General features: G+C 69.7%; 9 protein-coding genes and 4 pseudogenes. 5 read left to right on the top strand and 8 right to left on the bottom strand.

Annotated features, from left to right (window positions below; all coding sequences use genetic code 11):
- The 3 pseudogenes from CC117_RS40675 to CC117_RS39335 form a co-directional block, all read left to right on the top strand.
- A pseudogene (locus CC117_RS40675) lies at positions 1 to 115 on the top strand (IS5/IS1182 family transposase); the annotation flags it as partial.
- 119 nt (positions 116 to 234) lie between these two features.
- Positions 235 to 795: pseudogene (locus CC117_RS39330) on the top strand (acyl-CoA dehydrogenase family protein); the annotation flags it as partial.
- A gap of 143 nt (positions 796 to 938) precedes the next feature.
- Positions 939 to 1,100 (top strand): annotated as a pseudogene (locus CC117_RS39335) (SfnB family sulfur acquisition oxidoreductase); the annotation flags it as partial.
- 399 nt (positions 1,101 to 1,499) lie between these two features.
- Here the strand turns inward: CC117_RS39335 and CC117_RS35270 are convergent.
- A pseudogene (locus CC117_RS35270) lies at positions 1,500 to 1,790 on the bottom strand (IS6 family transposase); the annotation flags it as partial.
- A gap of 311 nt (positions 1,791 to 2,101) precedes the next feature.
- Between CC117_RS35270 and CC117_RS25245 the strand changes: the two are divergent.
- Complete coding sequence (locus tag CC117_RS25245; protein WP_071088369.1) at positions 2,102 to 3,043, top strand: polysaccharide deacetylase family protein; 942 nt, start codon at positions 2,102 to 2,104, stop codon at positions 3,041 to 3,043.
- A 776-nt stretch (positions 3,044 to 3,819) separates the two neighbouring features.
- Here the strand turns inward: CC117_RS25245 and CC117_RS25250 are convergent.
- Positions 3,820 to 4,680 carry a LysR family transcriptional regulator gene (locus CC117_RS25250; protein ID WP_071088371.1) on the bottom strand — a complete coding sequence of 287 codons (861 nt, stop codon included), beginning with the start codon at positions 4,678 to 4,680 and terminating at the stop codon, positions 3,820 to 3,822.
- Between the two features lie 98 nt (positions 4,681 to 4,778).
- On the opposite strand from CC117_RS25250, the gene CC117_RS25255 reads away from it, so the two are divergent.
- Positions 4,779 to 5,624 carry a TauD/TfdA dioxygenase family protein gene (locus CC117_RS25255; protein ID WP_071088373.1) on the top strand — a complete coding sequence of 282 codons (846 nt, stop codon included), beginning with the start codon at positions 4,779 to 4,781 and terminating at the stop codon, positions 5,622 to 5,624.
- 610 nt (positions 5,625 to 6,234) lie between these two features.
- Here the strand turns inward: CC117_RS25255 and fahA are convergent.
- The 6 genes from fahA to CC117_RS25285 all read right to left on the bottom strand — a co-directional run bounded on the left by fahA (position 6,235) and on the right by CC117_RS25285 (position 13,162).
- Positions 6,235 to 7,461 (bottom strand): fumarylacetoacetase, encoded by a 1,227-nt coding sequence (gene fahA / locus CC117_RS25260; protein WP_071088375.1) that lies wholly within the window; start codon positions 7,459 to 7,461, stop codon positions 6,235 to 6,237.
- Positions 7,458 to 8,438 carry a hypothetical protein gene (locus tag CC117_RS25265; RefSeq protein WP_084132763.1) on the bottom strand — a complete coding sequence of 327 codons (981 nt, stop codon included), beginning with the start codon at positions 8,436 to 8,438 and terminating at the stop codon, positions 7,458 to 7,460. Before CC117_RS25265 ends, fahA begins: the two co-directional genes overlap by 4 nt.
- Complete coding sequence (locus tag CC117_RS25270) at positions 8,435 to 9,637, bottom strand: homogentisate 1,2-dioxygenase (RefSeq protein WP_071088377.1); 1,203 nt, start codon at positions 9,635 to 9,637, stop codon at positions 8,435 to 8,437. Before CC117_RS25270 ends, CC117_RS25265 begins: the two co-directional genes overlap by 4 nt.
- A 59-nt stretch (positions 9,638 to 9,696) precedes the next feature.
- Positions 9,697 to 10,902, bottom strand: a complete 1,206-nt coding sequence (hppD, locus tag CC117_RS25275; protein ID WP_071088379.1) for a 4-hydroxyphenylpyruvate dioxygenase — start codon at positions 10,900 to 10,902, stop codon at positions 9,697 to 9,699.
- A 101-nt stretch (positions 10,903 to 11,003) separates the two neighbouring features.
- Positions 11,004 to 11,684 carry a response regulator transcription factor gene (locus CC117_RS25280; RefSeq protein ID WP_071088381.1) on the bottom strand — a complete coding sequence of 227 codons (681 nt, stop codon included), beginning with the start codon at positions 11,682 to 11,684 and terminating at the stop codon, positions 11,004 to 11,006.
- A complete protein-coding gene (locus tag CC117_RS25285) occupies positions 11,681 to 13,162 on the bottom strand; it encodes a sensor histidine kinase (RefSeq protein WP_071088383.1) in 1,482 nt (493 codons plus the stop codon). Before CC117_RS25285 ends, CC117_RS25280 begins: the two co-directional genes overlap by 4 nt.
- Positions 13,163 to 13,184: the final 22 nt, after the last annotated feature.

The following is a 13,184-nucleotide window of genomic DNA, read 5'->3' on the forward strand; positions in this document are numbered from 1 at the left end:
GGGTGGGTACCGCCGGCTGACCGTCCGCTACGAACGCAACGGCCGGAACTTCCTCGGCTTCCTCTGCCTCGCCGCCGCGATCACCTGCTGGAAGAAACTCCCGCACTCGACGTGAGACACGCTCTTAGGCGGCGTCATGGCCGCGCATCACGGGCGGGGCATCACGTGTCGGCGGTCCTGCCGCCTCTCGTGGGGTGATCGTTGCGGATTGGCGGCTCGCCGATGAGGGCTCAGATGGGTACTCCCGTGATCGGATCGGACGCGGAGGCGGTCGCTGTCGCGCGGCGCTACGCGGAGTCGATCGCCGGTACGGTGATCGAGCGGGACCGGTCGGCGGCCGTTCCGGTGGACGCCCTGCAGGCGCTGGATGCCAGTGGCCTGCTGGGCATCACGGTGCCGGTCGATTACGGCGGCGCGGACGTCTCGCCAGTGACCCTCGCCGAGGTCGTCCGGACGATCGCCGCCGTCGATCCGGCCCTCGCCCAGATCCCCCAGGGCCATTTCCTGTTCGTCGACGTGCTGGCTCTGTGGGGGAGCACGACACAGCGGCAGCGGTTGTTCACCGAGATCCTCGCCGGCGCCCGCCTCGGAAGCGGGCTCGCTGAACGCGGTGGCCGGCACGCGCAGGACCTGCACACCCGGCTGCGCACCGATGGGGCCGGACTACGCCTGGACGGGAGCAAGTACTACAGCACGGGGTCGATCACCGCGCGGTGGATCGGCGTCAGCGCGCTTGACGAGTCCGAGCACCTGGCGCTGGCGTTCGTCGAACGCGACGCCCCCGGGGTCACCGTGGACGACGACTGGAACGTCATGGGCCAGCGCGCCACGGTGAGCGGAACGACGACTCTGCGGGCCGTACCGGTCGACCCGGCGCTGGTCATTCCCTACCACCGCGCCTTCGGGGTCCCGCAGCAGCTGGTGCCCGGGCCCAGCTCGTGCACGCCGCGATCCAGATCGGCATCGCCGGTGGCGCGCTGCGGGACGCCGGCGCGTTCGTCCGCACCCGGGCCCGGCCGTTCTTCGAGGCCACCCGTGGTGGCTGGGCGGAATCGGCGGCGCAGGATCCGCACACGATTCTGCGCTACGGGCGGCTGGCCACCAGGGTGCGCGCCGCCGAGGAGCTGCTGCGCTGGGCCGCTGGCCGGTTGCACGAGATCGGACGGCGTCCCGGGGACGCGCGCAGGCCGCCGACGGCTCCCTCGCGGTGGCCCAGGCAAAGGCGTTCGGGAGCGAGGTTGCCGCCGAGGTGGCCGCCGCCCTACCGGCCCCGCGACCGGCCGACGCCTAGCGGACGCGTTGCCCGCTTCGCCGGGCCTGCGCCAAGCGGCGCTTCCGCAGGCCGGCGACAAGGCCCGGTCTGCGCGGGAGACCCAGGAACTCGGGACGAGCGAACCCCAGGACACCCGATCAAAACGGCCCGAGTGAACAGCGGTCCGGTCAGCGGCGGGCCGGGTAAGGAGCGGGTGTGGGGTTCTACGATGACCAGATGCTGCCACTCCGTGCTGGTCAACGGCCCGGTACAGGTAGGTCCGGCGGCCGGCGACCTTCACATACGTTTCATCGACGAACCATCTGTCGCCGGGACGGTGCCGGTTGGGCCGGGCCGCGTCCATGAGCAAGGGCGTGAGGCGCTGTACCCACCGGTAGATCGTGACGTGATCGACCTCGAGGCCGTGTTCGGCCAGGAGCTCCTCGACGTCCCGGTAGGGCTGGGCGTACCGCAGGTACCAGCGGACCGCCAGCCCGATCATCTCGGGCGGGAACCAGAACCCGGCGAACTCCGACACCGGAGCTGACGGAACGACCGCATCTCGACCCATCACTTGATCATGCCCGACCGTCGGCACGAGAACCTGCCCCGGCCGGATGCAGCAGAGCCCTTCAGTTCGATCTTTGTGGTGGGCAACAGTCTGCGGCTGCGGCGATTCAACCCGCAGGGTGCCTGGCGAGCGTCTGTCAGCGCGGCCTGTCAGCGGTCGGATCGAGGCTCAACGGCGTCGATGCGGTCGGCAGTGGCACATTACTGTTACAGCGATGGCCGGGCGACGGTACGACTGATCGCCGTGGAAACGGAGGACGGTTGTCCCTGAGTCGCCGTGTGCTGCTGGCGATCCCGCTGCTCGCGGGTTGCGCCGGCCAGCCAGGCACCGCGAACCCTGCGTCGAACTCTGACGTCCCGCCGAGCCCGACGCCGTTGCTCACCGAGGCGGATCACTCGATGGCCATCGCGTCCTCGGCCAGCAGCCCTGCGCCGACCGCTGGCACGGTGACCCGCAACGAGGTGATCGCCCGCTATGGTCAAATCCGGCCCTCAACGTGGGGCCTGGACGTTCCCGGTGTGACCACGATGTTGCCCACCAGCGACAGGGTGATCGCGTTGACATTCGACGCGTGCGGTGGTCCGCAGGGCAGCGGTTACGACCAGGCGCTGATCAGTTTTCTCCGCCGACACGAGGTGCCGGCCACCCTGTTCCTCAATTCCCGCTGGCTCGATGCCAACCCCCAGGTGTTCCGCGACCTCGCCGCCGACCCACTGTTCGAGATCGCCAACCACGGCACCCAGCATCGTCCGCTGTCGGTGTCTGGCCAGTCCGCCTACGGAATCACCGGTACGCATGATGTTGGCGAGGTTTTCGATGAGATCGACGGAAACCGAGGCAGGCTCAGCGTGGTCCTCGGCCATCCACCGCGGTTCTTCCGATCGGGCACGGCGCACTGCGACGACGTAGCTATGAGGATCGCGGCCGATCTTGGTGAACATGTCGTCAACTTCGACGTCAACGCTGACGCCGGAGCGACCTTCACTCCAGACCAGGTCGCACACGCCGTGCTGACCGCCCGGCCGGGTTCAATCGTCATCGGTCATATGAACCACCCCTCCGGCGGTACCGCCGAGGGGATCGCCAGCGCGATACCCCGGCTAACGGGCTTCGGCTACCGCTTCGTCCGTCTATCCGAATACATCGCCTCCGACGGAACCTTTCCTGAGTCGGCGATCCGTGCCATCAGTCCAACCCGCCGGAACCGGCCCTACGAGTAATCGCGGGCCCGTGCATCCTCCAGGTCACTGGATATCCTGTTATCTGGCAGGCTGACTTCATGGAACCGAGGGCGACAACATCCGCCGCGGACGCTGAGGCCTCCCCGTCCTTATTTCTGGGAGTGACTGGAATGGGCTGGCTGGGCGACGTCGAGTTGGGGTCTCCCGTCCGGTTCCCTATCCGCATGTCGGTCCAGCGAAGTGATTGAAAGCGGGCGGCATCCCACCATRCAATCCCGGTCATCATGGCCGATTCGTTCCCGCTACCCGAGCGTGCCGCCCAACGTGGACGTCCGGGCTGGTGGTCGGGGCCACGGCCTACTGGCCCCGATCACTGGTGTCATCCCGGGGTCGTGGCCCGCGCTCCGTATGCGGACGCACGACGGCGTGGCCGCGCGTTTCCGCTGGTAGACGGCCTGTCCCTGCGGTCGGGGATGGTGATCGTGGGGCCGGGATGGTGGGGTAGCGGTTCGGGTTGTACCCGGTTCTGTCCACCGTCTCCGACCTGCAGCTATACCGTAGAAATGATCTCCATCGGCCAGTCGAAGATCATTGTATGGCAATGGTGTGGCAGCGAGCAGTATGTTTTCGTGGCGGACGGTTATGAGCAAGGATGCCGTGACCTGCGGGAACATGTCGGCCTGACTGCCCGCTTTCAGGCCGCGATCAATCTTTCGTGTGCTGCCGAAAAGGGTTCGTCCACCTGCTAGCTCCCTGTCCAGCAACGTGCTGGTCACTCGGGACACCCGCGTGGCCCCTCCAAACTGTCGAGATTCTCAGGGTGTCAGCATGCGGAAGAACGCCTCAGCGGCGGGGGAGCCGTGGGGTCTGCGGATTGCGGCGAGGTCGGGCCTGATGTCGGGGCGGACCCGGCGAGCCACGACGCCGTCGGTGTTGATGCGGGCGTGGCGTGAGCCTGAGATGAGCGTCGCGCCGAGGCCGCCCCGGACCAGTTCGATTGCGGTGCTGTGGTCGGTGCATTCCGCGGCGATGGTCGGTTGCCGGGCGAGGTTCCGGAAGAACGCGTCATGCCTGGCGCGTGCGGAGGTCCCGGACAACGGAACGACGAGCGGCACCTCCGCGAGGTAGCGCACTGTCACCGATTCGCCGGGGGGCGCCAGTTCGTCGGGGAAGAGCGCGAGTAGTTGCTGGGTGCCGGCTGGGGTGTGTGGGAGGTCGGGTGGTGCCTCGGTGCCATGGATGACACCGATGTCGCATCTGGCGTTGCGGACGGCTTCGACGACGGCCCGGTCGTCGGCTGGCTGTTCGACCAGGATCTGGACGCCAGGGTGACGATGATGGAACCGGACGACGAGATCGGCGGTCTCGACTGCGGCGGTCCGGACTCCTATGACGCTGAGTTGGCCGCTGAGCAGGCCCGCCACCGCCTGTACCGCTGTTCGGGCACTGATCACCTCGGCGAGTGCTCGGCGTGCCGGTGCGAGGAGTGCCTCGCCCGCAGCGGTCAGGCGGGCTCCGGCCGAGTTGCGGTGGAAGAGCCTGGAGCCCAGCTCCTTCTCCAGGCGCGCGACGGCATGTGACAGTGCCGGCTGGCTCAGGTGTAGCGCGTTGGCGGCCTCCGTGAAGGTGCCGCTTTCGGCGATCGCGATGACRCATCGTAACTGATGAAGTTCCATGATCTATAAATATCGTGCATGGACATCGGAGGCAACTTCTATTGGACGAATGGAGTGTGTGGAAGAGACCCTCGGAGCCCAAGACGAAGGAGGCCGATGTGGATGTTCTTCCTGTGTCCGGTGCCCTGGGAGCCGAGATCCGTGGTGTCGACGTTCGTTCCCTGGATCGCGGCCAGATCGCCGAGGTTCGCGACCAGCTACACGACTACGAGGTGATCTTCTTCCGCGGTGCGCGACTGGGGCCCGAGGAGCACGTGGCAGTCGCCGAGAGCTTCGGTGAGGTCGCCGTCTTCCCCCTGTCCCGGTTGCGGGGGGCGACGGAGCCGACCCTCCAGGTGATCAGTGACGGACCCGAAAGCCCGCCCGAGGCTGATTACTGGCACACCGATGTCACCTGGGCGGCGGAGCCCCCGAAGTACGCCCTGCTGCACGCCGAAGTCGTGCCCGAACGTGGTGGCGACACCCTGTGGGCCTCGATGACCGCGGCGTACGAGGCACTGTCACCGACGATGCAGCGCCTGCTAGCCGGTCTGGACGTGGTGCACGACTGCGAGAGTTTCATCGAAGGTATGCGCAGGAAGGGCGCGACTTTCGATACCGAGCTGCTCGCGGGGCGGCTGCGGGAGGCGTTCCCGCCGGTCAGGCACCCGCTGGTACGGACCCATCCCGAGACCGGCCGGCATGCGCTTTTTCTGGGTGGCCGGTTCATGCGACGCATCGACGGGATGAGTGAGGAGGAGAGCGGGGCGCTGCTCGGCCTACTGGCCCGGCACATCGACGATCCCCGTTTCCACTGCCGCTGGCGCTGGCAGCCCGGTGATCTCGCGGTCTGGGACGAGCGCAGCACGAACCACCGCAGCGCCGCCGACCACTTTCCCCAGGTCCGCGTGGTGCGCCGAGTCGAGATCACCGGTGATCGCCCCTTCTTCAAAACCGTGGCATGACTGAGTCCGCGACACGCCGTGGCTCTTTTAGTGCTACAGCCGCACTTGCGGAGATCTTGCTGCGCGTCGGTGGTAGTGGGATGTGCGGGCACGGGCTTGGTGGCGGCGGCGCCAACGGGACCATGCCATCGGGCGAAGGCCGGTGAACAGGATGTGCGGTCGCCATCAAGCATCTGGATGGCGACCGGGTGATCGGAAACCCCTTCGGCAGGGCTGAGGAGGGAGCATCCGATCGACGGCTCTGTTCCATATTCGGTGGTGACGGAGTGTTAGTCGAGGAGGGTGCGGTGGCGGAACAGGGTGAATTCTGCTTGGCCGCGCATCTGGCGCCTGATCCGCTCGGTCCTTGGGTCTCCGTCTGACCGGATTCTGATTCGTCGCTCGTGGCCGGTGCCCTGTCGGAATGTCTCGTGTCGGTCGGGGCGGGAACGTACGTCTACGGACGCTGAAACGACGGCCAGTTCGGTCTGATAGGCGGAAGGTCGGCGGGTGGGCGATCTACGGCAGAGCGCCGCTTGACCTGCGCGGGGTGCCGAGACCGACTGGCCGGGCTGCATGCGCCCGGATTCCGCGCTGTCCGTCTCGCCGCGGAGCACGCGGGTGGCGACTGTCAGGGCATCGGCCGGGGCGGCTGGACCCGGCCGGTGACCGCACCGAGTGAGACGGTCCCGCCGTGAACTCCGGTGGCCGTGGCGGTGATGCTGACGCGGTCGCCGTCCTGCAGGAAGGTGCGGACGGAACCGTCGGGCAGCTCCAGCGGTTCCCGGCCGCCCCAGGTCAGCTCGATGAGCGACCCGCGCTGATGCTGCTCGGGGCCGGAGACCGTCCCGGACGCGAACAGGTCGCCGGTACGCAGCGAGGCCCCGTTGACGGTCAGGTGCGCCAGCTGCTGGGCCGGCGTCCAGTACATCAGCCCGAAGGGCGGGCGGCTGACCACGTGTCCGTTGATCCGCACCTCCATCTGGATGTCCAGGCCCCACGGTGCCGTCGCGGCGTCGTCCAGGTAGGGGAGCAGCGCCACCTCGCGGGGAGGGGGCGGGATCCGGGCCGCCTGCAGCGCCGTGAGCGGCACGACCCAGGGAGAGACCGAGGTCAGGAAGGACTTTCCCAGGAAGGGGCCGAGCGGCACGTACTCCCAGGACTGCAGGTCACGCGCGGACCAGTCGTTGACAAGGCACACTCCGAACACGTGCTGGTCCAGCTCCTCCAGTGCTACCGGCCGGCCCAGCGGCGACGGTGTCCCGACGACGAACCCGATCTCCGCCTCGATGTCCAGCTGCAGCGACGGCCCGAACGTGGGTGGTCCGTCCGCGGCGCCCCTGCGCTGGCCATGCGGGCGGGCCACCGGCGTGCCGGACACCACCACGGTTCCCGAGCGCCCGTGGTAGCCGAGGGGCAGGTGCAGCCAGTTGGGAGTCAGCGGCGCACCGCCAGGACGGAACAGGTGGCCGAGATTCTCCGCATGGTGCCGCGAGCTGTAGAAGTCGACGTAGTCGGCGATCGCGACCGGCAGGTGCAGGCGCGCCTCCTCCACCGGAACGAGGTGCGGTTCGACCAGGGCACGGTGCCGCTCCTCGGTCAGCCACCCGACCAGATCGGCACGTAGCGCCTGCCACCGTCGCGGCCCCAGTGCCAGGAACGCGTTCAGCGATCCCGTGGCGTGGACGGGGTCGTCGGTCAGACCGGCCAGATCCAGCACCCGGTCACCGATCGCCACCCCCGTGCGAGGCCGGCCATCCCGCTGCGTGGAGAAGACGCCGTACGGCAGGTTCTCCAGGCCGAACCCGTTGTCGGCGGGAACGTCGCTGTCCAGCCAGCTCGCGGCGGGCGCTGTCATCCGGCGCTGTTCGCGCTGTTCGCGCCGTCTGACCGCAGCAGCCCGAGGGCGACGAGGTCACCGACCGGCTCGGCGATGCTGCAGGTGCCGAAGGAGGTGAACAGCGCCCGGGCCCGCTCGGCGTCGGCAGCGGACCACGCGCCGATCTCGTCCACCAGCACCGCCCCGTCCCGGCAGCCGAGAAGGTCGGCGACGGCGACACTGCCGGCGCCGGTGACGGCGGCCCGTGCCGCGACGAGGATGTTGAGAAAGCCGTGGTGCTCGAAGCCGGTGGCGGCGTCCGTGTGCCGCACCGCGTGATGCAGCCCGGCTGTGCATCGGAAGCGCAGGTTCCGGGCGGCGCATTCCACGACTGCCCGGGCCAGCTCACCCCCGCCTGGGAAGAGGTCGGCCCGAGGGCCGCCCGTACGCAGCTTGAGCTGACGGCCGGCGGCGGCCAGCTCGTCCAGCGGACGGCCCTGCGCCGCGTCGCAACGCACCTCGATCGACGCGGCGACGCCCGCGGGCAGGCCAGCCGCCGCCAGGAGGGCCAGCGCGTCACGCAGCGACGTCGACTCCGCCCTCGCGCCCGCCCCAACCCCCGCCACGTCGACTCCCGCCACATCGACCCCGACCACCTCGACCCGGGTCGCCCCGGGTGGGGAGAGGTGGGTGAGTGCCGGCGGCCGCAGCTGTGTCACGACCGCGGGTAGCTCGCTTACGGTTGTCGTCACCACGAGCGCCACCGGATCCGGGGACTCCCGTGGCCCCGCCCGCCCCAGCGTCTCGACCAGCTCGCCGAGGCGGGCCGCCGGGACGACGAACCTACCCACCATCGTCCGCAGGGCCGCGGGGCGGGACCGGTACGCGGCGAGCGCCGCGTCCATGGGTGCATCGCCCGGTGGGAACAGGGCGGCGTCGTCGAACAGGCCGGCCAACAGCCGGCTGACGATGCTGCCGCTCGGGGGGCTGGCCAGCCCGGTGCGCGGATTCGTCATGTGTCCGTCCCAGGGCGGGACCAGGACCAGGCGTAGTCCCCGTCGTCGACGGCCAGCGCGCCCTCACCCAGATCGAGCGGGTGGAAGGTGTCGACCATGACCGCGAGCTCGTCGACGTGCTCGACGCCGAGAGAACGCTCGACCGCCCCGGGCGTGGGGCCGTGGGAATGCCCGCCGGGATGCAGCGAGACCGAGCCCCGGCCGATGCCCGATCCCCGGCGGGCCTCGTAGTTCCCGTCGACGTAGAACATCACCTCGTCCGAGTCGACGTTGGAGTGGTAGTACGGCACGGGGACCGCTTGCGGGTGGTAGTCGACCTTGCGGGGGACGAAGTTGCACACCACGAAGTTCCGGCCTTCGAACACCTGATGCGTCGGTGGGGGCTGATGCACCCGCCCGGTGATCGGCTCGAAGTCGGCGACGTTGAAGGCGTACGGGTACAGGCATCCGGCCCAGCCGACGACGTCGAAGGGGTGCTGGGGGAACACGTGCACCGTTCCCGCCAGGCCGTCCCGGCCCAGGCGGTGCCTGACGTGGACCTCGACATCCGTACCCTGCACCAGCATCGGTTCGACCGGCGCCCGCAGGTCACGCTCGCAGTACGGCGCGTGCTCCAGGAACTGCCCGTACCGCGACAGATAGCGGCTCGGCGCCGCGATGTGGCCGCTCGCCTCGAGCGCGTAGAGGCGCAGCGGATCCGGCCCGGTGGGCACCCACCGGTGGATGACGGTCCGGGGCAGCACGACGTAGTCTCCGGGCCCGACGTCCAGCGTGCCGAACGACGTCTCGACCGTCGCGCTGCCGCCCTCGACGAAGACACACTCGTCCCCGACCGCGTTGCGGTAGTACGGCGACGCCACGGAGGCCACCACATAGGAGATCCGGACGTCGCCGTTCCCCAGCAGCAGCCGCCGCCCGGTGACCGCGTCGGCGGCCTTGTGCTCCTGGCCCGGAAAGAGCTCCGGTAGCCGCAGGTGCCGGGGCCGCAGCGGCATGTTCGCGACCAGTGTCTGGTCCGGCAGCTCCCACACCCACGCGCCGACGATCGCCGAGGGAACGAACCGGTGGTAAAGCAGCGAGGAATCGGACGAGAATCCCTCCGCGCCGACGAGCTCCTCGCGGTACAGGCCGCCATCGGGCCGCCGGAACTGCGTGTGACGTTTCGGCGGGACGTCGCCCACCTGCCGGTAATAGGCCATCGGGCCACCTCCCTCCGTCGGTCCTGCCTGCCTGCCCTGACCGCCCCTCCGGCCCGGTCTCAGAAGTTGCCACGCAACTGCTGTTCGCGCTCGATCGCCTCGAACAGCGCCCGGAAGTTCCCCTTCCCGAACCCGAGGGAGCCATGCCGTTCGATCAGCTCGAAGAACACGGTCGGGCGGTCGCCGACCGGTTTCGTGAAGATCTGCAGGAGATATCCGTCCTCGTCCCGATCGACCAGGATCCCGCGCCGCGCGAGCTCCTCGACGGACACCCGGACCGAGCCGATCCGGGCCCGCAACGCCGGGTCCTCGTAATACGAGCTCGGGGTCGACAGGAAGTCCACTCCCGCGGCGACCATCGCGTCATACGCGGCGATGATGTCGTCCGTGGCAAGCGCGACGTGCTGCGCGCCCGGACCGCCGTAGAACTCCAGGAACTCGTCGATCTGCGATCTGCGTTTTCCGACCGCGGGCTCGTTCAGCGGGAACTTCACGCGGTGGTTGCCGCTGGCGACCACCTTGCTCATCAGCGCGGAGTACTCGGTGGCGATGTCGGCGCCGACGAACTCGGCCATGTTCGTGAAACCCATGACCCGGTTGTAGAAGTCGACCCAGTGGTCCATCCTGCCGAGCTCCACGTTGCCGACGACGTGGTCGACGGCCTGGAACAGCCCTCTCGGAGCACCCGGCCGCYGGACCAGCGTCGAGCTCCGCCGTTCGTAGCCCGGCAGGTAGACGCCCTGGTAGCGGGACCGGTCCACCAGGGTGTGCACCGTGTCCCCGTAGGCCGCGATCGTGGCGAGCCGGACGAGACCATGCTCGTCCCGGACGTCGTGCGGATCCTCGACGACCGTCGCGCCGCACGCCCGGGCATGGTCGACGCACCGGTCGACGTCCGGCACCCCGAGAGAGATGTCGACGAGGCCGTCACCATGCCGCCGCTGGTGCTCCACGAGCGGACTGGCTGGATCGTAGGCGCCCTTCACCACGAACCGCGCCGCTCCGGAAAGCAGTACAAAGGCGCGATGGTCGACATTCCCGGTCTCCGGCCCCGAGCAGGCCACCAGCTCCATACCGAAAGCCGACTGGAAGTAGTGCGCGGCCTGCACCGCGTTGCCGACACACCAGACCAGCGCATCCCACCCGGAAACGGGGAACGGGTCCGCGGAACCGTCGTACTCCACCAGGCCGACCAGCTTCCTCAGCTGGTCCAGGTCAAGGTCGGCGAGGCGTTCCAGGTCATTTGTTCCCTGATCAACCGACATGTCGACGACCCCTCGTCCGTGAGCTGCGCCGTCAGGCCATCACAGGTCAGGGGAGTTTTCAAACGCGGCATTCACGCGTGGCGGCGAGGCAGCTCAACTGCTCAGCCGGCGCGGGCGTCGCCGGGCGGCTGGACGAGGTTCGCCTGGTAGGCGATCACCACCAGCTGGGCGCGGTCGCGGGCGCCGAGCTTTGTCATCGACCGGTTGATGTGGGTCTTGACGGTGAACGGGGAGAGGAACAGCGACTCGGCGATCTCGTCGTTGGACAGGCCGGTCGCCACCAGGCGGACGATCTCGGCCTCCCGGTTGGTGAGCCGGTCCAGCGCACCGGCTGCCGGGCTGGCGGACAGCCGGGGCCGGGCGACGTAGTCGGCGATGAGCTGGCGGGTGGCGAGGGGGGAGAGCAGTGCCTCGCCGCGGGCGACGACCCGCACCGCGTTGATCAGCTCCTCGGGCTCGACACCCTTGCCGAGGAACCCGCTCGCGCCGGCCCGCAGCGCCTCGAAGACGTACTCGTCCAGCTCGAACGTGGTCAGCACCAGTACGTGGGTGTTTGCCAGCCGCGGGTCGGTGGTGATCGCCTGGGTGGCGGCGATGCCGTCCACGCCGGGCATGCGGATGTCCATGAGCGCGACGTCGGGCGCGAGCTCGCCGGCCAGCCGGATCGCCTCGGCACCGTCGGCGGCCTCGCCGACGACTGTCATGTCGGGGGCGGCGTCGATGAACACCCGGAATCCGGCCCGGACCAGAGGCTGGTCGTCTGCCAGCAGCACCCGGATCATGCCCTGCCTCCGGAGCGCCCGGTCCGGCCGGCATCCGTCGCGGGGGCGCTGCTCGGCAGTGCGACGACCACCGCGCCCGTGTCGGGTGCCTGGTCTGCGTCGTGATCGGAGCTGGTGCTGGTGCCCCCGCTGGAGTCGGCAGGTGGCGGGAGGGGGAGCCGGGCCGAGATCGTGAAGGAGCCGTCGCTGCCCCGGCCGGCGTGGAGCTGGCCGCCGAGCGCCGCCGCGCGCTCCCGCATGCCGATGATGCCGTGGCCGGCGACGTAGCCGGACTCGGAGACCTGTTCCGTCCCTAGCCTGTGTTCCGTTCCTGCCCGCTGGTCCGTCCCGGGTCGGCGGTCCGGCTCCGTTCTGAGGTCCGTTCCCGGTCTGTGGTCCGTAGGAGGCTGGGGGTCCGCCCCGGCGACGTCGACCGACGTCCACCCACCTGTCTTCGCGAGGTCGGCGGGTGGGTCACCGCTGTGGACCTGGATGCGCAGGCCGTGCTGCTCGTAGGCGAGGCTGACGTGGGTGTGCCCGCCGCCACCGTGCTTGTAGGCGTTGGTCAGGCACTCCTGGACGATCCGGTACGCGGCCAGGTCGACGAGCGCGGGCAGTTCCCGTTCCTGCCCGGTGGCGGCCCAGGTCAGCGGCAGGCCGCTGGTGGCGAAGCCGGCGAGGAGTTCGTCAAGGTGGGCCAGCCCGCGGGCCGGGCGGGTGGCGATCGGCTCGTCCGGCTCGCGCAGCACCCGCACCAGCGCGGACAGTTCGTCCAGGACGGTGCGGCTGGCCTCGCGGACATGGCCGAGTGACTCCTCGGCCCGGTCCGGGTCGGCACGCAGGATGTGCGCGGCCACGGCGGACTGCACCTTGATGAGCGCGACGTGGTGGCCGACGACATCGTGCAGCTCGCGGGCGATGCGCAGCCGCTCCTCGGCGACCTGCCGCCGCGCCTCCTGCTCGCGGCCCTGCTCGGCACGCAGCGCCCGGTCCTCGACGGCGGCGATGTAGTCGCGGCGGCCGCGCACCGAGTAGCCGGTCAGCGTCGCGAGGCCCAGCCAGGTCCACACCGGGGCGATGTCGCCGAACGACGGGCTGTTCGCCAGGCTTGCCAGGGTGGAGGCCAGGCAGGCGAGGACGGCGCAGCACCACACGATCGCGCCGCGCCGCCGCAGGGCGATGGTGTAGACGGCGACGCCCATTGCCAGCGGGTGCACCGGGTTCGCCAGGCCCGCGCCCCAACCGACCGCGAGCAGCGCGATCGCCGCGGCGAGGACCGGTAGCGGCCAGCGTCGCCGCGCAATCAGGGCGAGGGCTGCCAGCATCCCGAGGACGACCGACGGAGCGGCGAGGGCGTCCGCGTCGGCGGAGGGGTCTGCGAGGGTGGCGCAGATGCCGACGCCGAAGGTGGCGACCACCACCAGGCAGTCGACGAAGTAGGGCCGGGAGTGGGCGTACATCCGCAGCGACGCCCACGCCGGTGTGAGGCCGGCGGACATTGTGTTCACGCTACCGGCGGTA

Source organism: Parafrankia colletiae (assembly GCF_001854655.1).
GTDB lineage: Bacteria > Actinomycetota > Actinomycetes > Frankiales > Frankiaceae > Parafrankia > Parafrankia colletiae.